At 67.4% G+C, this 21,538-nt stretch carries 20 protein-coding genes; 6 read left to right on the top strand and 14 right to left on the bottom strand.

The genetic code is table 11. From position 1 onward, the window contains the following. Positions 1-82 precede the first annotated feature (82 nt). The 4 genes from FND50_RS11865 to FND50_RS11850 form a co-directional block, all read right to left on the bottom strand. Positions 83-1,291: a serine hydrolase domain-containing protein gene (locus FND50_RS11865; RefSeq protein ID WP_144285904.1), complete on the bottom strand. Its 1,209-nt coding sequence runs from the start codon at positions 1,289-1,291 to the stop codon at positions 83-85. Between the two features lie 165 nt (positions 1,292-1,456). Next, positions 1,457-2,356 (bottom strand): restriction endonuclease, encoded by a 900-nt coding sequence (locus FND50_RS11860; RefSeq protein ID WP_005253670.1) that lies wholly within the window; start codon positions 2,354-2,356, stop codon positions 1,457-1,459. Positions 2,357-2,398: 42 nt separating this feature from the next. Next, positions 2,399-3,802: a chloride channel protein gene (locus tag FND50_RS11855; protein ID WP_144285903.1), complete on the bottom strand. Its 1,404-nt coding sequence runs from the start codon at positions 3,800-3,802 to the stop codon at positions 2,399-2,401. Further along, positions 3,799-5,430, bottom strand: a complete 1,632-nt coding sequence (locus FND50_RS11850; protein ID WP_144285902.1) for an amidohydrolase — start codon at positions 5,428-5,430, stop codon at positions 3,799-3,801. The genes FND50_RS11855 and FND50_RS11850 overlap by 4 nt, the downstream gene beginning before the upstream one ends. A gap of 138 nt (positions 5,431-5,568) precedes the next feature. Here FND50_RS11850 and FND50_RS11845 point away from each other — a divergent pair, with 138 nt between their 5' ends. Continuing rightward, positions 5,569-6,699 carry an NADH:flavin oxidoreductase gene (locus tag FND50_RS11845; protein ID WP_144285901.1) on the top strand — a complete coding sequence of 377 codons (1,131 nt, stop codon included), beginning with the start codon at positions 5,569-5,571 and terminating at the stop codon, positions 6,697-6,699. 9 nt (positions 6,700-6,708) lie between these two features. Here the strand turns inward: FND50_RS11845 and FND50_RS11840 are convergent, their stop codons facing one another. Then, complete coding sequence (locus FND50_RS11840; protein WP_005567011.1) at positions 6,709-7,230, bottom strand: OmpA family protein; 522 nt, start codon at positions 7,228-7,230, stop codon at positions 6,709-6,711. Between the two features lie 304 nt (positions 7,231-7,534). On the opposite strand from FND50_RS11840, the gene FND50_RS36070 reads away from it, so the two are divergent. Both FND50_RS36070 and FND50_RS11835 read left to right on the top strand, forming a co-directional pair. Beyond that, the gene (locus tag FND50_RS36070) at positions 7,535-7,672 is read left to right on the top strand and encodes a hypothetical protein (RefSeq protein ID WP_009479155.1); all 138 of its coding nucleotides are present in this window, start codon (positions 7,535-7,537) and stop codon (positions 7,670-7,672) included. Between the two features lie 325 nt (positions 7,673-7,997). Then, the gene (locus FND50_RS11835) at positions 7,998-9,242 is read left to right on the top strand and encodes a triacylglycerol lipase (RefSeq protein WP_144285900.1); all 1,245 of its coding nucleotides are present in this window, start codon (positions 7,998-8,000) and stop codon (positions 9,240-9,242) included. Positions 9,243-9,252: 10 nt separating this feature from the next. Here FND50_RS11835 and FND50_RS11830 read toward each other — a convergent pair whose 3' ends face one another. Then, a complete protein-coding gene (locus FND50_RS11830) occupies positions 9,253-10,023 on the bottom strand; it encodes a CPBP family intramembrane glutamic endopeptidase (protein ID WP_144285899.1) in 771 nt (256 codons plus the stop codon). A 177-nt stretch (positions 10,024-10,200) separates the two neighbouring features. On the opposite strand from FND50_RS11830, the gene FND50_RS11825 reads away from it, so the two are divergent. Beyond that, positions 10,201-11,898: a fumarate hydratase gene (locus FND50_RS11825; RefSeq protein WP_054246711.1), complete on the top strand. Its 1,698-nt coding sequence runs from the start codon at positions 10,201-10,203 to the stop codon at positions 11,896-11,898. A gap of 60 nt (positions 11,899-11,958) precedes the next feature. On the opposite strand, the gene FND50_RS11820 is transcribed toward FND50_RS11825, so the two are convergent. Further along, positions 11,959-12,627, bottom strand: coding sequence for a L,D-transpeptidase (locus FND50_RS11820; RefSeq protein ID WP_144285898.1), 669 nt, complete (start codon positions 12,625-12,627; stop codon positions 11,959-11,961). A 52-nt stretch (positions 12,628-12,679) separates the two neighbouring features. Beyond that, positions 12,680-13,489, bottom strand: coding sequence for a methyltransferase domain-containing protein (locus FND50_RS11815; RefSeq protein ID WP_144285897.1), 810 nt, complete (start codon positions 13,487-13,489; stop codon positions 12,680-12,682). A gap of 131 nt (positions 13,490-13,620) precedes the next feature. Between FND50_RS11815 and FND50_RS11810 the strand changes: the two genes are divergently transcribed. Beyond that, a complete protein-coding gene (locus FND50_RS11810; protein ID WP_144285896.1) occupies positions 13,621-15,015 on the top strand; it encodes an acyl-CoA dehydrogenase family protein in 1,395 nt (464 codons plus the stop codon). A 13-nt stretch (positions 15,016-15,028) separates the two neighbouring features. On the opposite strand, the gene FND50_RS11805 is transcribed toward FND50_RS11810, so the two are convergent. From FND50_RS11805 to FND50_RS11785, 5 genes are all read right to left on the bottom strand, one after another. Next, positions 15,029-15,379 carry a hypothetical protein gene (locus FND50_RS11805; protein WP_007300231.1) on the bottom strand — a complete coding sequence of 117 codons (351 nt, stop codon included), beginning with the start codon at positions 15,377-15,379 and terminating at the stop codon, positions 15,029-15,031. A 25-nt stretch (positions 15,380-15,404) separates the two neighbouring features. After that, a complete protein-coding gene (locus tag FND50_RS11800) occupies positions 15,405-15,974 on the bottom strand; it encodes a mismatch-specific DNA-glycosylase (protein ID WP_144285895.1) in 570 nt (189 codons plus the stop codon). A gap of 19 nt (positions 15,975-15,993) precedes the next feature. Further along, positions 15,994-16,983 carry an SDR family NAD(P)-dependent oxidoreductase gene (locus FND50_RS11795; protein WP_144285894.1) on the bottom strand — a complete coding sequence of 330 codons (990 nt, stop codon included), beginning with the start codon at positions 16,981-16,983 and terminating at the stop codon, positions 15,994-15,996. A gap of 6 nt (positions 16,984-16,989) precedes the next feature. Next, complete coding sequence (gene htpG / locus FND50_RS11790; protein ID WP_397494169.1) at positions 16,990-18,858, bottom strand: molecular chaperone HtpG; 1,869 nt, start codon at positions 18,856-18,858, stop codon at positions 16,990-16,992. A 210-nt stretch (positions 18,859-19,068) separates the two neighbouring features. Continuing rightward, a complete protein-coding gene (locus FND50_RS11785; RefSeq protein ID WP_144285892.1) occupies positions 19,069-19,281 on the bottom strand; it encodes a DUF4287 domain-containing protein in 213 nt (70 codons plus the stop codon). A 124-nt stretch (positions 19,282-19,405) separates the two neighbouring features. Here FND50_RS11785 and FND50_RS11780 point away from each other — a divergent pair, with 124 nt between their 5' ends. Continuing rightward, on the top strand, positions 19,406-21,061 hold the full coding sequence (locus FND50_RS11780) for an alkaline phosphatase D family protein (RefSeq protein ID WP_144285891.1): 1,656 nt from the start codon (positions 19,406-19,408) through the stop codon (positions 21,059-21,061). On the opposite strand, the gene FND50_RS11775 is transcribed toward FND50_RS11780, so the two are convergent. Next, on the bottom strand, positions 21,058-21,525 hold the full coding sequence (locus FND50_RS11775; RefSeq protein WP_144285890.1) for an SRPBCC family protein: 468 nt from the start codon (positions 21,523-21,525) through the stop codon (positions 21,058-21,060). The two genes, FND50_RS11780 and FND50_RS11775, sit on opposite strands and share 4 nt — an antisense overlap. Positions 21,526-21,538 lie beyond the last annotated feature (13 nt).

Genomic DNA, 21,538 nt, shown 5'->3' with positions numbered 1-21,538 from the left:
GCTCTCCAGACCTGCGGCTCGCGACGATCGAAAAACGGCGCGTCGAAATCGAATTGGTTCGCCGGCGGCCGGAACTGCTCGGCTACAGCCGCTCGGCGATGGCGAGCGCCGTCGAGCCGAGCTTCGGCAGGCGGAGGTCGGCGATGGGGGTCAGCATGTTGCCGAGCCGGTTGGTGACGAAGGCGATCGACAGCCCGCTGTCGGCGTCGGCGAACGCGCCCGACCCACCCAAGCCGTAGTGCCCGAAGGTATTCGACGGCTGCCTGCGGCGTGCCACCATTCCCGCGTGGTAGCCGAGCCGCCAGTTCATCGGTATGCCCAGGACGTAGTCGCGGGCCGTCGTCTGCACCTGGCTCAGTTGCGCCACGACGTCCGGCGGGAGGAACTCCACGCCGCCGACGGTTCCGCCGTTCGCCAGCGCCCCATACATCCGCGCCAGCGCGCGGGCACTGAACACGCCGTTCCATCCCGGCATCACGCTGTCGTGGATCGCGGGGTTGCGGACGAGGGCATCGAAACCCGCGGGCATGCCCGCGTCGGCGACGTTGCGCAGACCGGGCAGCCGCGACATCGCGAACGACGTGGCTCCCCACGGAACGCCGAACGGGTTGATGTGCGGGAAGGTCCTCGCGATCCGGGCACGCTCGGCCGGCGGCACCTCGTACCAGAACTCCTTCACCCCGAGCGGTTCGGCGACCTCGGTGCGCACCAGCTCGGTGAAGGGTTTCCCGGCCGCGCGGGACGTAAGTTCGGCGACGAGCGAACCGAACGTCACCGCGTGATATCCGGGGACCTTCAGCCGCCGCTGATCCGGGGTCGCCGCCGCCAGTGCGGCACTGACCAGCGAATGGTCCATCAGACTCAGCGGTCCGGGCACGAGCCCACGAACCCGGTGCAGTCCGGCGCGGTGCGACAGCAGTTCGCGCACCGTGATCTCGTCCTTGCCCTCGGCGGCGAACTCGGGCCAGTACTGCGCCACCGGCGTGTCGTAGTCGATGATCCCGCGTCCCGCGAGCCGGTGCAGCACGGTGGACGCGACGCCCTTGCCCGTGGAAAACGTGAGGGTGACGGTGTCGTCCTGCCAGAACGTGTCGCGGCTGGCCCATCCCGCCCACACGTCGACGACCGGTTCACCGTGGAGATAGACGGCCAGCGCGCCGCCGCCCTGGCTGCTGTCGTGGAAGAGTCGGAAGAACTGGTCGACGAGCATCCCGAAGCGACGGTCCGCGAGCATTCCGGCGGGCGGCCGTGCCCTGTGGCCCGTCAACGGCCACGGCGTCGTGGTCGTCATAACGACTTCCCTCGATCGTCTTCACGTCATCGACATGTGTATTTAACTTCCTCTTTACACACGGAAGGACACTGTCGGCACCGCTTCAGGGCCTGCGTGATCGCTTCGTGGCCATACCGCAACGGGAAAGAGTGTCCGGGCGCCGGGCAGGTGACCCGGCGCTGATCATTTCGGCTCCAGCGAGTGGAAGTAATCCGACCTGACCTCGACGTCCTCGACGAGACGCGTGGTGGTCTGGACACCCAGCGAATGCTCCTTCAACAGGTCGCACAGCCGGTCGCCGTCGATCAGGTCGATCGGCGGCGCCCCGTCCCTCTTGGACTCCGTGCGGGCGTCACCGGTGAACGTTCCGGTGGTGATGAGCAGGCCCTTCTCGCCGCGGCCCGCCATCGCGCCGCGGAAATCACGCACCGCGCCGGCCCCGACGCTGCCGCTGTAGCGCTTGCACTGGAAGAACACGGGGAAACTGAGCAACGACAACTGATACACCCCGAGCCCCTCGATGTCCCCGTCACCGCCGCGACCGGTGACGGACGCGCTCGAGAATCCGGCCTCCCGCAGCAACCGCTGGGTCAGCCGCTCGAACGCGGGCGGCGACATCTTCAGGACCGTGTCGAGCAGGAGGTCCTTCCAGTCCGCGTCGTTCTCGGCCTCGGCAATGTTGGCATCCGGTTCGTCGTTGCGGCGGGACGCGGCCTTCGCCGATTTGCGGGCGGCATTCTTCTTGCGGTTCTCGGCGGAGAACTCGGCGTGCAGGGGGCGGATCTCGCTCTCGGCGACCTCGCGGCCCTTCTCCGTCACACTCCACACCCCGCGCCGGCTGTTCGTGAGCAGACCCATCCCCTTGAGGTAGGTGCGGGCCCACGCCAACCGGTACTCGATCTCGGTGCTGGGACCGTCACCGTGCAGCACACCCTGCACGTCGGACGAAAGCCCTTCTCGCTCAACGACTGCACTGTCGAGCTCCTCGTTGGACGCCGACCCACCGAGAGCAATGGCAGCCTGAAGCGCTGGCCAGAGGAGGTCGACGTACTGAGGAACGTGAACAGTCATGGCCACAAGCATGCCGGAATCCACCCGGCACTCCGCACACGGACCCCGATCCGATCATCCCGGGGCGAGCCGAGCTTCCGCACGGTTCTCGAGCTGCGCCCGGTAGATCGTCTTCCCCGATCGGCGCACGAGGAGATAGGCGAGCCCGACGGCGATCATTCCCGGCACCAGCACACCGACGCTGCCCGTCATCTCCGCGACCATCAGCATGACCGCGAGAGGAGCGCGGGCGATGCTCCCGAAGCAGGCCATCATGCCGACGATGACGAAGGGCGCCGGATTGTCGGGGACGCCCGGGGCAAACGGTTCCAGCAGTCGCCACACCGCTGCGCCGGTGAACGCCCCGATCACCATTCCCGGGCCGAAGATGCCGCCGGATCCCCCCGAGCCGATGGACAGCGACGTCGCGAGGATCTTCGCGAACGGCAACAGCAGCACCACCCACAGCGGGATCGCCGTGAGGTCGGCGCGGGCCATCGACTGCTGGATCCAGCCGTAACCGCTGCCCAGCACCTCCGGCAACACGAGCGCCATCAGTCCGACGAGCAGCCCGCCGACCGCCGGTTTGACGATCCGGCTGCCGGGCAGACGGTGGGTGAGATCGACGGCCGTGTAGAACGTCCCGCTGTACAGCAATCCGATCAGGCCGCCAAGCACACCGATGAGCGCGAACCACACCAGCTGGACCGGGGTGTCGAAGACGTAGTCCTGAGCGGCGTACCCGAACAGCGGCCCGAATCCGAGGAAGCTGCCGAACACCGTGTAGCTGACGATCGACGTGACCAGCGCCGGCACGAGCACCTCGAAATCGAAGTCTTCCTTGTAGGGAATCGTGCAGCACAACACCGCGCCGCCGAGCGGGGCGCCGAAGATCGCGCCGATACCGGAGCCGATCCCGATCGCCACCGCGATTCGGCCGTCCCGCGGGGACAGGTCCAGCCTGCGGGCGAGCAGCGATCCGAAACCCGCCGAGATCTGCGCGGTGGGTCCCTCGCGACCGCCGGATCCGCCGGACCCGATCGTGATGGCGGACGCGACCAGCTTCACGAGGACGACGCGGACGCGGATCATGCGGGGGTCCCGGTGAACGGCGTCGATCGCCGCGTCGGTGCCGTGCCCCTCGGCCTCCGGTGCCAGCGTGAACACGATGATGCCCGACACCAGACCACCCAGGCACACCACGAGCGGGATTGCCCATGGTCTCGTGAACTCCCGGCTGCCGACCGCCCCACCGTCACCCGCCGCGGTCGGCGGGTGGTAACCCCCGATGCCGACGATCAGCAGTTGCGTCGCCTCCGACAGCGCGACGTAGAACACGACCGCTCCGAGCCCGGCGACGATCCCGATCACGACGCCGAGAACCAGCCATTTGCGGGTGTAACCCGAAGTCCGGATCCAGTTTCCGGCTGACGTCCCGATCGACCGCAGAGCCCTCGACCCGGGCGCCACCCGGATCACTCCAGCTTTCCGAAGACCGTCCGACCCTCCAGGATCGTGGCGAGCACCTCGAGACCTGCGATGTCGTCGGGATCCACCAGAAGCGGGTTGGCCGACAACACGACGAGATCGGCGTGCATACCGGGGACGATCGCCCCGATGGCGTCCTCGCTCCGCAGGTGCCACGCCGAGTTGATCGTCTCCGCCCGCAGAGCATCCGGGACGGAGATACGTTCCTCGGGAGCGAGCACACGTCCCGATCGGGTGCGGCGGGTGACGGCGTCGGCGATGTTGCGCAGCGGGTTGGTCGGGGTTACCGGGCCGTCGTTGTGGAACGAGATCCGCTGGCCCGCTTTGATCGCGGAACCGGCAGCCGCCCAGCGTGCTCCGCGCTCGGGACCGAACAGGTCGTCGACGAGCACGTCGCCCCAGTAGTAGAGGTGGTCGACGAAAAGGCTGCACGTGACGCCGAGTTCGGTCGCTCGGCGGAACTGGTCCGGGGTCATCGCCCCGACGTGCTCGAGCCGGAGTCGGTGGTCTTCGCGTGGCGAGTCGGCGAGCATCCGCTCCCACGCGTCGAGGACCAGGGCGACCGCGGCGTCACCGTTGGCATGGCAGGAGATCTGCCAGCCGTTCTCGAAATACGGCTTGCTGATCTCGAGAATCTCGTCCTCGGTGTAATTGGCCTCGCCACGCGTTCCGGCGAGGCCGAGCGACCGGGTGACGTCGGTGTCGAGGTACGGAAAGCTGGTGGCCGCATTGCCCACCCAGGGCGACCCGTCCGACCAGATCTTGATGCCCACCTGGCGCAGCAGGTCGTTGCCGACTCCGGGTGAGACTTCGGAGGTGCGCTCCGGGTTGGACATCTCGTACAACCGCAGTCGGGTGGTGAGAGCGCCGGACCGGGCGAACGCCGTCAGGGCGCTCCGGAACCGTGGGTCGAATGCCATCTCACTGGCGGTGGTGATGCCCGCCGCGTTCATCCGCGCGCATTCCGCAGCGAGGAGCTCCGGGAGCCGGGTGGTCGCGCCCGCGAGGATCGAGGCTGCCACCGCCATCACCGCGGGCGCCTCGAACGCCGAACCGTCCAGTTCACCCGACTTGTCACGACCGAAACTGCCGCCCTCCGGGTCCGGTGTGTCCTTGGTCAACCCGGATTCCCGCGCGGCGACGTCGTTGAAGTAGGCCACGTGGCCGGTGTTGTGCAGGATCACCAGGGACGTATCGGGAGCGACGGAATTGAGCCAGTCACGGGTCGGCTCGGGCAGCCCTTTCTGCAGCAGTGGGTCCCAGCCGTTGAGCACGGCGCCGTCGGGGTGTTCGTCGACGGCGCGACGGACGGCGTCGACCACCTCCCCCGCGTCGGCGATGGTCACCGGCCTGATGTCCACGACCGGTTCACCGAGCAACACCGCGGAGTTCAGCGGGTGGCCGTGCGCCTCGATGAATCCCGGGAGTATGCATGCGCGGTGCACGTCGACCGTGATCGTTGCCGGTCCGATCAGCGGAAACACCGCGGCGTCGCTGCCGACAGCGGCGATCCGCCCGTCTCGCACCGCCACCGCCCGAGCGCGTGGCGCGGCGTCGTTCATGGTGACCACGTCACCGAAAAGCACCAGATCGGCAGCTTGTGCGTCGTTCGTGCCCATCAGTGCACCCTCCCGTCAGACCGGGCGCGGGCGAGGGCCCGCGCGCCGGCAGCGAGTGTCGACTGTGACTTCAGATTACAACTACACAGCAGGCCATATGCAGGAATAGTGCGTAACCAAGATCAGTTGCAGACAGGCATGACCGAAACACCGCTGCCCGTTGACGGCCTCTTCGAGTCGTTCGCCGTCAAATCTCTCCAGCTACGGAACCGCTTCGCGATGGCGCCCATGACCAGGGCTTTCTCCCCCGGCGGTATTCCCGGGGACGATGTCGCGGCCTACTACCGGCGGCGTGCGGCCGGCGGCGTCGGACTCGTCATCACCGAGGGGACGTACATTCCCGACCCGGCGGCCGGATCTCACACCCGGGTGCCGCGGCTCTACGGACCGGACAGCCTCGCGGGCTGGAAATCGGTGGTGGACGCGGTCCACGACGAGGGCGGGCAGATCATCCCGCAGCTCTGGCACCTGGGTGTCGAACGCGGCCCGCAGCCCCGCCTGAATCCCGACGTGACCACCGCCAGCCCGTCCGGAATCGCTCTGGGCGGGACCCGCCTGGGACGCGAATTCACCGAATCCGATCTCGACGCGCTGCGCGAGTCGTGGGTGGCGGCCGCCGTCAACGCACGCGACGTGGGCTTCGACGGCATCGAACTCCACGGTGCCCACGGCTATCTGCTCGACCAGTTCCTGTGGGACCGCACGAATGTCCGGTCCGACGGCTACGGCGGATCCCTCGAGGACCGCACCCGGTTCCCCGCCGAGGTGGTCGCAGCGATCCGCGAGGCCGTCGGCGAGGACTTCGCGATCGTCTACCGCTTCAGCCAGTGGAAGTCGAACCACTACGACTCCCGGATAGCACAATCCCCCGACGAACTCGCGGCCGTGCTCGCACCCCTCGTCGCCGCCGGTGTCGACGTGCTGCACCCCTCCACCCGCAGGCACTGGGAACCGGCGTTCGCCGAGCTGCCCGGTGAGGACGGGGAACTGGGCCTGGCCGGCTGGACCAAACGGCTGACCGGACTACCCACCATCACGGTCGGTTCGGTGGGCCTCGACGACGTGTTCACGACGGCCTTCACCTCGGACGGCGCGTCGAACACCGCCGGTATCGACCGCCTGCTCCGACAGTACGAGAACGGCGAATTCGATCTCGTCGCGGTGGGTCGCGCGCTGCTGTCCGATCCCGAGTGGGTGCTCAAACTCCGCGACGGCAGAACCGCCGAGCACGTCCCGTTCACGAACGAGCACCGGGCGGTCCTGCACTGACCGTGCCGGTCAGCTGTCCTCGACGGTGATCTCCACCTGATCGGCGTTCACGCCTTCGGGCGGGTTCGCCGTTCCTTCGACGGAAATACGGCTCTTGTCGACGCCCTTGGCCTCGAGTGCGTTTGCGACGGCCTGGGCGCGCTGATCGGCCAGCAGTTCGGCGGCGGACTCGTCCGAGTTGGTGGCGTACGCCTCGATCCGGATGTTGTTGTCGCTGGCGTTCAGCGCTGCGGCCACTGCGCTGACGGTGACGTCGGAGATCGCGTTGAGCTCGGCGGTTCCCGACTCGAATCCGATCGGGACCGCCGAGATGGCCGAGTTGATCGCGTTCTGCGTGGCCTCGCGCGCGGTGTTCACAGCGGACGACGCCGTGGCTTGGACACTGCTGATCGCGCCTTCCACCCGGTCGGACGCCGAGGAGGTCGTCGTGGTCGCGATCGGAGCCTCGTTCGAACTGTCGTCGGAACAGCCGGCCGCGCCGAGCAGAGCGATGGCCGCGACCGCGATACCGGTGACGATGGTCTTGCGCATGATGGATTCCCCTATACGTCGGTATGTCCGGAAGGCGCTACACGTCGTGGGACGAGGATAGCCCCGCCGACGCCCGGCGACGGCGGTATTCAGGCAGCGCCGCGGCTCCCACATCGTGGGATCAGGCCCGACGGATGTGAATCCGGACACGGGCTTCTCACCTGGTCGGAACCCGGTAATTCGTCCCGCGTTTCATTTCGGTTAAACCTTCGGATTGCGATCTCATTTCAATAACGGTAGGAATGAATCCGGCGCCCGCACAGCGCCGACATAAATGCCCACAACCGAGCAAGGAGTTAAAAGCATGGATCTCGCCTTCCTGTCCGAATTCTTCTCCGCCTTCTCCGACCTCGCCGGTGCCCTGGACTTCTTCTCGGGTTCCGCCGACGCATTGGGCGGTGGCGCAGACGCCGCAACCGCGGCCGCGGCCACGATTGGCTAGCATTTCCGCTGGCACAAGACTTGAACACCCGCGACGGGGTTCGCACGCTCAGGCGCGCGAGCCCCGTCACGGCGTTGTCGGCACACTTCGTTCGGCTCAATCACGTACCTATCACGGCGATTAATGCGTGACGTGAACATGTTCATTATCCACGTCACCAGCGAGTTTCCCGGAATTGGTCGATCGACCAATTGAGTCGACCTTCCGAAGATCAACATTTCCGCTTCACCGTTGATTTATTCTCGAAATAATCGACTACGGCGCACATGTTCGGTACTTCCGTAACACGCGCGCATCTCAGTGCACATGCGTACACTCAAATCTCGTGACCGACCCGCAGATCAGACGCCGCTCCGAGGTGCGGGCCCTCGCCCGGCTGGCCCTCGAGGAAATCGGGGCCGCCGCCACCGGCATCGGCAGCATCCACCGCGCCATCTCGGATCGTGTCTTCGCCGGGATCCGGCTCGGTGTCGGCTCCCACGCCGTCCCCGCCAAACTGCTCCACGACGAGATCTCGGGCGCCGCGTACACACTCGTCGCCGACGCCGCACGTCTCGGTGGTTCCCTCGCAGGACGGTTCCTCGATCTCCCGTCGTCGGAGAACGTCGCCCCGTCCCAGACACGCCGCGGAGCCCAGGCCATCGCCGCGATCCAGGGTCTGATCGGCGACATACTGGAGTCGGAGGGGTCGCCGCTCGCCGAACCCCTGTCGATACGGGTGAACGGTGTCGCGCTCGCACCGGACGCGGGCACGCTCGCCGACGCCTTCCCGCGCGCCGGTGGCCGCATCGTCGTCTTCCTGCACGGACTCGTCGAGACCGAGGACGCGTGGGCACTGGGTCGCCGTCCCACCTACGGTGAACGGCTCGGGACGGACCTGGGGTACACGGCGTTGCAGATCCGGTACAACTCCGGCAGGCACATCTCGGACAACGGCAGGAGCCTGTCCGAACTTCTGGACGCGGTCACCGAGCACTGGCCGGTCCAGGTCGAGTCGATCGCCCTCGTCGGGCATTCCATGGGTGGCCTCGTCGCCCGCAGCGCCTGCCGGATCGCCTTCCTCGACGACCGCCCGTGGGTGAGGCAGGTTCACCATGTCGTGAGTCTCGGCTCACCCCACCTCGGAGCACCGTTGGAGCAGGCCGTCCACTACGCGAGCGCCGGCCTGGCCGCACTGCCCGAGACGCGGGCGATCTCCGGGCTCCTGCGCAGAAGGAGCGCCGGCATCCGCGATCTGAACCAGGGTTCGCTCGTTGACGAGGACTGGCGCGATCGCGATCCCGACGCGCTCCGCGCCGCGGCGTGCAGTGAGGTCCCGCTCCTCGACGGCGTGACGTACTGCTTCGTCTCCGCGACCATCACGCGCAGCCCGAGACACCCGATGGGACGCCTGCTCGGCGACGGCATGGTGCTCGTGCCGAGTGCGTCCGGCCGGAACCGGACGCGGATGATCGGCTTCCGCGAAGAGGACGGCATGCACCTCGCGCCCGCGAACCATTTCACGATGCTCAACCATGAGTCGGTGTACGAGAAGCTGCTCGAATGGCTCGGAACGCCGGAAGCCGACTGACTTTGCGGACTCAGGCCATGGTCGTGTGCCACACGATGGCGGCGGCGAGCGCACCCGCGCCGTTCAGCGACCAGTGCAGCGCGATGGGCGCGATCAGACTGCCGCTGCGACGACGGAGCCACGTGAACACGACGCCCGCGGCCGCCGTCGCGACCACCGCCGCGAGGATGCCGAGCACCTGACCGAGGACGCCGCCACCGAGGAAGCTGGACAGTCCCTTGTTGCCCGACGTCAGCCCCAGCGAAGACGCGATGTGCCAGAGACCGAACATCAGCGATCCCGCCGCGAAGACACCACGTGCGCCGTACACCCGGTCGAGGGTGCCGTGCAGCACGCCGCGGAACGCGAGCTCCTCGGGGATGACGGTCTGCAACGGGATGACGATCATCGACGCGATGAGCGCACCGGACAGGGTGGCGTACCGGTCGGCCATGAAGAAGGGGCGGGTGATCGGCAGGGCTGCGCCGATCGCCACGACGCCGATCACGAGTCCCATCGCCGCCAGCGCGTACAACGAACCTTTTCGCCAGTGCCGGGGCGAGAGCCCCAGTTCTGCCCAGCCGAGCCCGCGGCGGCGGATGAGCACGAGCAGCACGACAGCGGCGATGGGAACGGTGGCGATGCTCGCCCACGCGGTGGTGAAGTGCGCGATCAGATTCGTGGCCGCGAGGACGACCACCACAATCGCGATGTCGAGGTAGGCGTGCAGCACGGGCCGCTTGGCGCGTGCACCGGACTTCTCGCCGTCGACAGCTCCGGCGCACTGGACTTCAAGAGTCATTCGGCCGGCCGATCTGCTTCGTGTACACGCATCAAGTCAAGTGTACGGATTCGTCTGTGAAACCTCTGTGAGCCACGCCACTGCGCAGGTCGAAGCATGCCCCCGCGTCACAGGGCTGCCGGAGCCCGCGTCTAGCCTGGATACGAACTTCACACAACCCGCTGTCCAGGAGATAGAATGGCCGACTTCCTCTACGAGGACTTGCTGCCGATCGGTGAGGACCCCACCGAGTATCGGCTGCTGACCACCGAGGGGGTGTCGACTGTCGAAGGACCCGACGGCCGCACCTTCCTGTCCGTCGAGCCCGAGGCGCTGCGCCTGCTCACCGAGACCGCGCTCCACGACATCTCGCACTACCTGCGCAGCGACCATCTGACGCAGCTCGCGAGCATCCTCGACGATCCCGAGGCGTCGGGCAACGACAAGTTCGTGGCACTCGATCTGCTCAAGAACGCCAACATCTCCGCCGCCGGCGTGCTGCCGATGTGTCAGGACACCGGCACCGCGATCGTCATGGGCAAGCGCGGCCAGCACGTCCTCACCCCCGGCGACGACGAGAAGGCCATCGCCCGGGGCGTCTACGACGCCTACACCCGGCTCAACCTGCGGTACTCGCAGAACGCGCCGATCACCATGTGGGACGAGAAGAACACCGGGAGCAACCTCCCCGCCCAGATCGAGCTCTACGCCGACACGGCGACCGGCCACGAGAACGCCTACAAGTTCCTGTACATGGCCAAGGGCGGCGGCAGCGCCAACAAGTCCTACCTGTTCCAGGAGACCAAGGCGATCCTGAACCCGGACGGCATGATGCGGTTCCTCGAGGAGAAGATCCGCGCCCTCGGCACCGCAGCCTGCCCGCCGTACCACCTCGCGATCGTCGTCGGCGGCACGTCCGCGGAGTTCGCGCTCAAGACGGCCAAGTACGCGTCGGCGCACTACCTGGACGAACTCCCCAACGAGGGTGCGATCACCGGCCGCGGATTCCGCGACCTGGAACTCGAGGAGAAGGTGCTCGAGCTGACCCGTCAGATCGGCATCGGCGCACAGTTCGGCGGCAAGTACTTCTGCCACGACGTCCGCGTCATCCGCCTCCCCCGTCACGGCGCGTCGCTGCCCGTCGCTCTCGCCGTGTCCTGCTCGGCGGACCGCCAGGCCAAGGCGAAGATCACCCCCGAGGGCGTCTTCCTCGAGCAGCTCGAATTCAACCCGGGGAAGTTCCTCCCCGAGGTCACCGACGCCCAGCTCGACGCCGAGACCGACGGCGTCTCCGGCACCGGCAAGGGCGCCGCCGTGAAGATCGACCTCACCAAGCCGATGCCCGAAATCCTCGCCGAGCTGTCCAAGCACCCGGTGAAGACGCGGCTGTCGCTCACCGGCCCGCTCGTCGTCGCACGCGACATCGCCCACGCCAAGATCAAGGAACGGCTCGACGCCGGCGAGGACATGCCGCAGTACCTCAAGGACCACCCGGTGTACTACGCCGGCCCGGCCAAGACCCCCGACGGCATGGCGTCCGGTTCCTTCGGCCCCACCACCGCCGGTCGCATGGACTCCTACGTGGAGCAGTTCCAGGCCGCGGGCGGTTCGATGGTGATGCTCGCGAAGGGCAACCGCTCCAAGCAGGTCACCGACGCATGCAAGTCGTACGGCGGCTTCTATCTCGGGTCCATCGGCGGTCCCGCGGCGCGTCTCGCCCTCGACTGCATCAAGAAGGTCGAGATCGTCGAGTACGAAGAGCTCGGCATGGAAGCGGTCTGGAAGATCGAGGTCGAGGACTTCCCCGCGTTCATCGTGGTCGACGACAAGGGCGAGGACTTCTTCGCCGGTGTCTCCACCCCCACCCTCACCATCGGCAAGCGCCCCGGCCTGTAGGCGGCTCCGCCGCCCGTGCGCCTTTTTGGTAGCTGGAGCAACCAGAAAGGCGCACGGGCGCTACGCGCCTACGGCGATCTCGATGACGGGGTTCTTCGCCGGGTCGAGCCGGCCGAGGAGTGAGGTCAGCGTGTCGCGGTCGATGGCGACGCACCCTTCGGTGGTGGTGCCGTCCGTGACGTGCAGGAACATCGCCGAACCGAGGCCGGGAATGCGGGCGGCGTTGTAGCCGATCGCGACCGCGTAGTCGTACAGCGGTCCAGCCGCGTAGAGGTTCTCGCTGTTACCACCGGGGCTCTCGTCCTGCCGGACGTGCGTGTTGTACGTGGGCGAGAGCGGATTCGCATCCCACCAGTCCCGTCGATCGGACTGGAAATACGGCATCGCCGTCTCCGGTGGGGGCTGCCGGCCGAACGCCTGCGACAGCGGAAAGACACCGGCCGGCGTGCGGGTGGAGAATTCGTTCGCCGCGCCGATTCCCTCCGCGCCGACGTCGGCGGGGACGGGGCCCGCGAACACCTGCCACGTGCCGTCCGCAGTCCGTTCCCAGGCGGTCAGTTCGGCGACCACTGCCCCCGCGGACGGGGCGTAGACGGTGATCACCTGGTCCGAGTCGCCGGAGAAGACTGCTCTGCCCGGGGCCGCGGAGGCGCCGGGTGCGAGCACCAGCCCGATCAGAGCCACCATCAGTCCCGCCAACCACAGTCGACCCACCCGTAACGTCGTCATGGGGCGAGTGTTCCATCCTCGGGCACTCGTTGCGAGATTTCCCTCCGCGCTGCTACACCCGGCAGAGGATCTCGCTGTGCAGCAGCGCGAACCAGCCGTCGTCCTCCCGCACCCACGAACGCCAGCCCGCAGCGATGCGTTCCAGGTCCGCCTCGGTGGCGAGCCCCAGCTCGAGCGCCCGGTCCGCGTAGTTCGACTGCACCGAGCGATCGGCCCAGGACCCTCCCCACCACTCGCGATCCTCGTCGGAGGAGAAGCACCACGTGCTCGCGGTGTTCACTACGTCGGCGAGACCCGCCTCGTGCGCCCACGCCCGCAGGCGACGGCCGGCGTCCGGTTCACCACCGTTCGCCCGCGCGATGGAGTTGTACAGCGTCAGCCATTCGTCGAGTTCCGGTGTCGGCGGGAACCATGTGAAGGTGCCGTAGTCGGCGTCGCGGGCGGCGACGATTCCGCCGGGCCTGCACACCCGCTTCATCTCGCGCAGCGCCTGCACCGGATCTCCGACGTGTTGCAATACCTGATGCGCGTGCACGACGTCGAAGCTGTCGTCGGGAAAGTCGAGGGCGTGGACGTCCGACAGCACGGTCAGGACGTTCGGGACTCCCCGCTTCGCGAACTCGTTCCGGGCGAGAGAGAGCGCCTCGTCGTTCATCTCGACGGCGGTGACGACTCCGGGTGTGACGAGTCCCGCGAGGTCGGCGGTGATCGTGCCCGGCCCGCACCCGACGTCGAGCAACGCCATGCCTGCGCGCAGGTGCGGGAGCAGATAACCGGCGGAGTTCTCGGCGGTGCGCCATCGGTGGTTTCGCAGCACCGATTCGTCGTGACCGTGGGTGTAGACCGTCTCGTCGCCGTTCATGTCTCCGACGCTAGCAACTCCGACCAGATAATGGGATCACCTTCTCACCATCCAGGATCACGCGAACCTCGCCCGCGACAGGCCGTGAGTGTTACGTTGTTGCACACCAACGCGGCAACCGAGGGACTGCCATGACTTTCAGCCTCGCTCTCACTCCGGCGCAGAAAGACCTCGTCGAGCGGACGCACGCCTTCGCGGAGAACGTGATCCGGCCGGTGGCGGCCGAGCACGACCGCGCGCAGGAGTTCCCCTGGGACGTTCTCGAGAAGGCCGCGCAGGAGGGCTTCTACAGTCCGCTGTTCTACCGCGACCTCATCGGCGACCCGACCGGCCTGTCCCTCCCCCTTTTCATGGAGGAGTTGTTCTGGGGTTGCGCCGGAATCGGGCTGGCCGTCGTGATGCCCGCGCTGGCGCTGTCGTCGATCGGGCAGGCCGCGACGCCGGAGCAGATGCTGCGCTGGGCGCCCGAGTGCTTCGGCGAGCCCGGCAACGTGAAACTCGCCGCACTGTGCATCTCCGAACCCGAGGGCGGCAGCGACGTCCGCAATCTGCGGACCACCGCGACGCGCGACGGCGACGAGTGGGTGATCGAGGGGCACAAGATGTGGATCGGCAACGGCGGTATCGCCGACGTGCACGTCGTGAACGCGACCGTCGACCCGGACCTGGGCCATCGCGGTCAGGCGCTCTTCGTGGTGCCCGGCGGAAGTCCGGGTATCGAACTCGTCCGCAAGCTCGACAAGCTGGGCTGCCGCGCGTCGCACACGGCGGAGCTGAAGTTCCATCAGGTGCGGGTTCCCGCCGATCATCTGCTCGGCGGCGACGACAAGTTGCAGAACCGCATGCGGAAGGCCCGTGAGGTGCAGGAAGAGGTGGCCACCGGCGCGCCCCGGCGCAAATCGGCCACCCTCGGCACGTTCGAGCAGACACGCCCCATGGTCGCCGCTCAGGCATTGGGCATCGCCCGCGCCGCGCTCGAATACGCCACCGAGTACGCGAACCGCCGCGAGGCATTCGGCGGCCCGATCATCGACAACCAGGGCATCGCATTTCCGCTGGCCGACCTCGCGACCCAGATCGACGCCGCGCGGCTGCTCACCTGGCGGGCGTCGTGGATGGCGGCGGCGGGAGTGGAGTTCCGCCACGGCGAGGGCTCGATGGCGAAACTCGCGGCGTCGGAGGCCGCGGTGAAGACCACCGAACGCGCACTGCAGACGATGGGCGGGTGGGGGTACATCAGCGACCACCCCGTCGAGAAGTGGTACCGGGACGCCAAGCTGTACACCATCTTCGAGGGAACCAGTGAGATTCAGCGGATGGTGATCGGGCGCGCTCTCGGCGCCGCGGACGGCGCCCCGCCCCTCCACTTCGATCAGCCGACCGAGGGATCCGCCTTCAACCGGCGGTTCGGCAGGGGCACGTCCGTGCGCACGAAGGCAGGCGAGTTCGCGATGTCGATGAAGGACCGGATGCCCGAGTCCGCGCAGCGACTGGCGATGAAAATCCTTGCCCCACCGAAGAAGTGAAACGGGCTGGAGATCAGGTCCAGAGGGCGGCCACGAGCACGGTGACGATGCCGAGCCCACCGGTCACGTGGACCAGGTTCGGGTTATCGTGCCCCTTCTTCTGCTTGCCCCGGACGATCTCGGCGAGCGCGACCACCACCAATGAGAGCAGAAGCTTCACGCCGATCTTGACGTGGTTGTAATCCTTGTCCAGTGCGGCCTCGCCGAGCCCGACCAGGATCAGTCCTGTCACGAACTGGAGCCGCGCACCCCACACCATGACCTCGGAGATCCGCGGCGCCCCGAGCACCGCGAAATAGCCGCCGACGAGGGCGGCCATGCCGAGCAGGTGGCAGACGAAGAAGAGGTTGTAGACGACGGTCATCTCCGCAGCCTAGCGACCTGCCCGGTCAGCCGGATACGATTCCCGCCTCGATCGCCGCCTCCCGGTACGACGCGGCCAGCGTGGCGACGGTTTCGTGGGCGTTGAGCCCGCTGGGGTTCGGGACCAGCCACAACTCCGCACCCTCGAGGTCGCGCGGCTGCTTGCCCTTCTTCGCGGCACGCTCCCCGAAAGCCGTGCGGTAGGCGGTGATTCCGGCGACGGCGACCACCCGGGGAGCAGTGTCGCGGACAACGCTGCGCAAGCGCTCGGCGCCGACGGCCAGTTCCTCACCGGTCAACTCGTCCGCCTTCGCCGTGGCACGCGGGGCAAGGTTGGTGATGCCGACACCCCGCTCGATCAGGTGATCGCGATCCGCGTCCGACATCCCTGCCGTCGGATCGATCGGACGCTCGATGATCCCCGCGGCCAGCAGGGCCGGATAGAAACGGTTGCCCGGGCGCGCGAAATGCGCCCCGGTCGCGGCCGTCCACAGACCCGGGTTGATACCGACGAACAGCAGTCGGCAGCCCGGGCCGATGAGGTCCGCAACCTCGGCGTCCCGGAACGACTCCAACTCCGCACGAGTGAAGCTCACAGCCTGCCCGCCTGCGCACTCACAGTCGGCCCGCCTCCGTCAGCCCCGCAACGGTGTCGGCCAGGGTCTCCGCCGAATCCCGGTACTTCACACCCAGTTCGCTCTCGCTCGGGCGGTCGTCCGTGTCCGGCATCCGCGTGTAGTACTCCATCGCCGCCTCCGAAATCGGGGTGTCGATGGGCACGAACCGGTCGACGGCGTCGACCAGTCTGCCCACCAGGCGCAACGCGGCGTCCGGAACCGGGAACACCCCCATCCACTTGCCGGTGATCACGCCCAGCATCTCCGCGATCCCCGCGATCGGAATCCGGGGACCACCGAGCATGTACCGGCGGGCGCCGCGTCCCGACTCGAGGAGCGCGGCGTGCGCGCTCGCCACCTCCCGGACGTCGACCATCGTCCACGCCGCGCTCCGCCCGGGCAGACCCCGCAGGTGAACGGCGGCCTCGACTGCCTGAGCCGCCTCGCCGAACTGGTTCCCCGCGGGCGGGCCGATGATCATGCCCGGATAGGTGATCGCGATCGGTGCGCCGTCGGTCTGAAGGTCGCGAGCGTACTGCTCCACACGTGCCTTGCTCCGGCCGTAGGCGTCGGGAGGCCCGCACACCGGCAGTTCGGGAGTGAGCAGCCGGGCCCCCGGCTGGAACAGCGCGGCGATACTCGAGACGTAGACGATCGGGTCGAGGCCCAGCTCGACTGCGGTTCCCAGCACGTTCTGCGCGCCGGCCAGGTTGGTCTGCAACATCTCCTCCGCGCGCCGCGGGTCGACCGCGACCACGGCCGCGGCGTGGATGACGGCGTCGCAGCCGTCCAGAGCGCGGCGCACGGACTCGGCGTCCGTGATGTCACCGACCACGTGATCGGACGTGTCCAGTCCGAGTGCCGCGGCACTGGTCACGAGGCGAGCAGGATCCCGCACGAGGAGGCGCACCCGGTGACCGGCGTCCACCGCAGCCTTCGCACTCCACGCACCGACGAAACCTGTTCCCCCCGTGACCAATACGAGCAAGGTGAACTACACCGTCCTGGCGAGACGGTTGGCGAGCATGGTGGTGAACCGGGCGGGATCCTCCAGCTCGCCGCCCTCGGCCAGCAACGCCATCCCGTAGAGCAGCTCCGCGGTCTCCCCCAGCGCCGGATCCTCGTTGCGTTCGCCGTGCGCCTCCCGCAGCCCGGTGACGAGCGGGTGAGTCGGGTTCAGCTCGAGGATGCGCTTCGTGGTGGGGACGGGCTGTCCGGACGCCCGGTACATCCGCTCGAGTGCCGGCGACATGCTGAACGCGTCGCCGACGATGCAGGCCGGCGACGTGGTCAGCCGCGTCGACAGCCGCACCTCCTTGACCTGCTCGCTCAGCGCGTCGGCCATCCAGGAGAGCAGGCCGGCGAAGTCCTTCTCCTGCTCCTCCCGCTCCGATTCGTGCGCCTTCTTGTCTTCCTCGGTGTCGAGATCGACCTCGCCCTTGGCGATCGATTGGAACGACTTGCCGTCGAATTCCGGCACGGCACCGACCCACATCTCGTCCACCGGATCGGTGAGCAGCAGCACCTCGAAGCCCTTCGCGCGGAAGGCCTCCATGTGCGGTGAGCTCTCGAGCAGCTGCCGGGATTCGCCGGTTGCGTAGAAGATCTGCTCCTGACCGTCCTTCATCCGCGCCACGTAGCCTTCGAGCGAGGTCAGCTCCTCCTCGCTGTGGGTGGACGCGAACGACGAGATACCCAGCAGCACATCCCGATTGTCGGTGTCCGACATCAGGCCTTCCTTGACCGCGCGGCCGAACTCCGCCCAGAACGTGCGGTAGTCGTCGGGCCGCTCGGCCTTCAGGTCCTTGATCGTGGTGAGGACCTTCTTGGTGAGCCTGCGCCGGATGGCACGAATCTGCCGGTCCTGCTGAAGAATCTCACGTGACACGTTGAGGGACAGGTCCTGAGCGTCGACCACACCCTTGACGAAGCGGAGGTACTCCGGCATCAGCTGGTCGCAGTCGTCCATGATGAAGACGCGCTTGACGTACAGCTGCACACCCGTCTTCCCGTCCCGCATGAACAGGTCGAACGGCGCGTGGGACGGGATGAACAGCAGAGCCTGGAACTCGAACGTGCCCTCCGCCTTCATCGGGATGACCTCGAGCGGATCGTCCCAGGCGTGGGCGATGTGCTTGTAGAACTCCTTGTACTCGTCCTCGGAGACGTCGTCCTTCGAGCGCGCCCACAGCGCCTTCATCGAGTTGATCGTCTCGGACGTCGTGGTGACCTCGTCCTCGCCGTCGCCCTCCGCGGGGACCGTGCGCTCCACGTTCATCCGGATCGGCCACGCGATGAAGTCGGAGTAGCGCTTGACGAGCTCCCTGATCTTCCGTTCCGACGTGTAGTCGTGCAGGTGATCCTCGGCGTCCTCGGGCTTGAGGTGCAGGGTGACGGAGCTGCCTTGCGGGGCGTCGTCGACCGCTTCGATCGTGTACGTGGCCTCGCCGCTCGACTCCCAGCGCGTGGCCTCGCTCTCGCCTGCCTTCCGCGTCAGCAGGGTGACCTTGTCGGCGACCATGAACGTCGAGTAGAAGCCGATGCCGAACTGCCCGATCAGTTCCTCGGAGGCGGCGGCGTCCTTCGCTTCCTTCAACTTGCGGCGCAGGTCTGCGGTGCCGGACTTGGCCAGCGTGCCGATGAGGTCGACGACCTCCTCGTGGGACATGCCGATGCCGTTGTCGCGGACGGTGAGCGTGCGCTGCTCCGCGTCCACCTCGATCTCGATGTGCAGATCCGACGTGTCGACGTGGAGCTCCTTGTTGCGGAAGGCTTCGAGCCGCAACTTGTCCAGCGCATCCGACGCGTTGGAGATGAGCTCCCGCAGGAACGAGTCCTTGTTGGAGTACACCGAGTGGATCATGAGGTCCAGGAGCTGGCGGGTCTCCGCCTGGAACTCCAGTTGTTCGATTTTCGTGCTCACTTCGATTCCCTTCGACAGCAGAACCCTCGACACCAGATTCGTCGTCGGAATGATATCCCGCGGCCGAATACCGGATTCATCGTGGCGAGAGGTCCGGATCCGGCCGCGCCAGGGAGGCGAGGACCTCCGGCGCCGATCTGCCCGGGTCCCTCAGTCGGCGGCGGCCTCCTTCAGGGTGTACGCGACCAGCGCGTTGGCGTGGCCGTGACCGAGGCCGTGCTCGGACTTCAGCCAGCTCACCAACTCCATGTGCTTGGTCAGCTCGGACGACCGGATGAGCGTCTGCCATTCACTGATCGGCCGACCGTACTTCTCCTCGATCGACGGGAAATAGGACGCGGGCCCCTTCACTGGTTCAGCCATGCGCGACAGGCTACCGGCACCCGCCGACACATACTGTCCGACAGGCATCTTCGGATGTAGCGCCCTCGCCGACGCCGACGTCCGTAAGCTGACTGCATGGAACGAACATCGGCAAGGTGACGTCGTGGCGGAGCTGATTCTGGGACCACTGCTGAGACATGTCGGCACGTGCGATGCGACGGTGTGGGTCGAGACGTCGGAGGCGTGCACCGTCCGAGTCCTCGGCCACGAGGAACGCACATGGAACGTGTCGGGTCACCACTATGCGCTCGTCGTCGTGGAGGGTCTGGAGCCCGGGTCGACCACCCCGTACGAGGTGACCCTCGACGGCCGCCCGGTGTGGCCGTTGCCGAGTGCCGTCCCGTCGATGATCCGGACGCTCCGGGAGGACGACGACACGCTCGTCCTCACGTTCGGGTCGTGCCGGTTCGCCACGATGTCCACGACAGAGGGCAACCGGCACCTCGGCGCCGACGCCCTGGACGCGTATGCGGTGCGGATGGCCGAACAGTCGCCGGACCAGTGGCCCGACGCCCTGCTGCTGCTCGGGGATCAGGTGTACGCCGACGAACTCTCCCCCGAGACCGAGGCCCGGGTCGCCGAGATCCACGACGTGAACGAGCCACCGGGGCCGCAGGTGCGCAATTTCGAGGAGTACACCTGGCTCTACGCCGAGTCGTGGACGGACCCTCAGGTGCGCTGGCTGATGTCCACCGTGCCGACATCGATGATCTTCGACGATCACGACGTCCGGGACGACTGGAACACCTCGGAATCCTGGCGCGACGAACTCGAGGCCACGTCGTGGTGGGAGGAGCGCATCGTCGGCGCGTTGTCGTCGTACTGGGTGTATCAGCACCTCGGGAACCTGGCGCCGAGCCACCTAGCCGAAAACGAACTGTACCAACGCGTTCGGAAGCACGGCGGCGACGTCGAGCCGATGCTCCGCGAATTCGCGTCTGCCGCCGACGAGGAAGCGGACGGGGCCAAAGGCATGCAATGGTCGTATCGCCGGGACCTCGGGGTCGCGCGGCTGCTCGTCATCGACTCGCGGTGCGGGCGTGTCCTCGCCGGCGGTCGCCGCGAGATGGTGTCCGACCCCGAATTCTCCTGGATCGAACGTCAGACCGAGGGCGACTACGACCACCTGCTCGTCGGGACGTCTCTGCCGTGGTTGCTGCCCCGCGCCCTTCACGACCTGGAGTCCTGGGACGAACGGCTCGCCGCCGGATCCCGCGGCCCGCGGGTGGCGGCCGTGGCGGAGAAGATCCGGCGGGGGGCGGACCTCGAGCATTGGGCGGCGTTCCGCGACTCGTTCGACCGGTTGGCCCGCCTCTTCGCCGAGGTCGGCGCAGGACGCAAGGCCGGCCCGGCCGGCCGGGCGCCGTCCACCATTTCGGTGCTGTCCGGGGACGTCCACCACGCCTACGTCGCGCAGGCGCACTACGCCGAGAAGCTGCAGTCCCTGGTGTATCAGCTGACGTGCTCTCCCCTGCACAACTACGTTCCGGCCGCCATGAAAGTGGCATTCCGGATCTCATGGCGGCGCACCACCGAGCGGACCGTGCGTTTCATCCTCGGCCGGGTGTCGCGGGTGCCACCCGTCCCCATCGACTGGTCGAAGGTCGCCGGACCGTTCTTCGGCGATCAGGTCGCGACGCTCCACCTGAACGGACGGGCCGCCCGCCTCGTGATGGAACAGGCACGCAACGGCAGCGACGGCACGCCCCGATTCAAGACCATGACCGACCTCGAGTTGACGACCGAAAGCGACGCCTAACGCTGCTCGGCCGTCGCCTTCAGCTGTGCGAGCCCCTTCTCGAAGTCCTTGCCCACCATCTTGTCCATCGGGAAGAGGACCCCCACGATCTTGAAGAAGCGGTTGGTCTTGCCGGTCATCTGCCAGCGGACGGTGGTCCCGGCGCTGTTCGGCTCGAGGAGGAACGTCGTGACATTGCCGGCCTTGAACGGTTTGAGGAACTTCAGGTCGAGCACGACCTTCGAGCCGGGCACCGACTCGGTGATCACCATCGACCCCGCACCCGCCTTGCGATTGCCCTCCCAGGCGTAGGCGGCGCCGACGCCCGACTCCGGGCCGGAGTACGTGCGCTTCAGGTCGGGATCGACGTTCTCCCACGGCGACCACGACTGCCACTGCCGGAAGTTGTCGAGAAGCGGCTGAACGACGTCGGGGCTCGCATCGATGACGGTGGAACGTTCGACGAGGAACTCGTCCGAAGCCATGCCGATCTCCATT

Source organism: Rhodococcus sp. WB9, from assembly GCF_007558985.1.
In the GTDB taxonomy this organism is placed as follows: domain Bacteria; phylum Actinomycetota; class Actinomycetes; order Mycobacteriales; family Mycobacteriaceae; genus Rhodococcus_F; species Rhodococcus_F opacus.
The sequence above is the reverse complement of the archived record's forward strand: the minus strand, read 5'-3'. Positions and strand labels throughout refer to the sequence as shown.

What these genes read in the sequence shown, in the direction of transcription:
- htpG (WP_397494169.1), bottom strand. Translation starts at nt 18,858, where the DNA reads ATGATCCACTCGGTGTACTCCAACAAGGACTCGTTCCTGCGGGAGCTC.
- FND50_RS11845 (WP_144285901.1), top strand. Translation starts at nt 5,569, where the DNA reads ATGACCGAAACACCGCTGCCCGTTGACGGCCTCTTCGAGTCGTTCGCC.
- FND50_RS11775 (WP_144285890.1), bottom strand. Translation starts at nt 21,525, where the DNA reads ATGGCTTCGGACGAGTTCCTCGTCGAACGTTCCACCGTCATCGATGCG.
- FND50_RS11810 (WP_144285896.1), top strand. Translation starts at nt 13,621, where the DNA reads ATGACTTTCAGCCTCGCTCTCACTCCGGCGCAGAAAGACCTCGTCGAG.
- FND50_RS11850 (WP_144285902.1), bottom strand. Translation starts at nt 5,430, where the DNA reads ATGGGCACGAACGACGCACAAGCTGCCGATCTGGTGCTTTTCGGTGAC.
- FND50_RS11815 (WP_144285897.1), bottom strand. Translation starts at nt 13,489, where the DNA reads ATGAACGGCGACGAGACGGTCTACACCCACGGTCACGACGAATCGGTG.
- FND50_RS11840 (WP_005567011.1), bottom strand. Translation starts at nt 7,230, where the DNA reads ATGCGCAAGACCATCGTCACCGGTATCGCGGTCGCGGCCATCGCTCTG.
- FND50_RS11865 (WP_144285904.1), bottom strand. Translation starts at nt 1,291, where the DNA reads ATGACGACCACGACGCCGTGGCCGTTGACGGGCCACAGGGCACGGCCG.
- FND50_RS11825 (WP_054246711.1), top strand. Translation starts at nt 10,201, where the DNA reads ATGGCCGACTTCCTCTACGAGGACTTGCTGCCGATCGGTGAGGACCCC.
- FND50_RS11805 (WP_007300231.1), bottom strand. Translation starts at nt 15,379, where the DNA reads ATGACCGTCGTCTACAACCTCTTCTTCGTCTGCCACCTGCTCGGCATG.
- FND50_RS36070 (WP_009479155.1), top strand. Translation starts at nt 7,535, where the DNA reads ATGGATCTCGCCTTCCTGTCCGAATTCTTCTCCGCCTTCTCCGACCTC.
- FND50_RS11820 (WP_144285898.1), bottom strand. Translation starts at nt 12,627, where the DNA reads ATGACGACGTTACGGGTGGGTCGACTGTGGTTGGCGGGACTGATGGTG.
- FND50_RS11830 (WP_144285899.1), bottom strand. Translation starts at nt 10,023, where the DNA reads ATGACTCTTGAAGTCCAGTGCGCCGGAGCTGTCGACGGCGAGAAGTCC.
- FND50_RS11785 (WP_144285892.1), bottom strand. Translation starts at nt 19,281, where the DNA reads ATGGCTGAACCAGTGAAGGGGCCCGCGTCCTATTTCCCGTCGATCGAG.
- FND50_RS11860 (WP_005253670.1), bottom strand. Translation starts at nt 2,356, where the DNA reads ATGCTTGTGGCCATGACTGTTCACGTTCCTCAGTACGTCGACCTCCTC.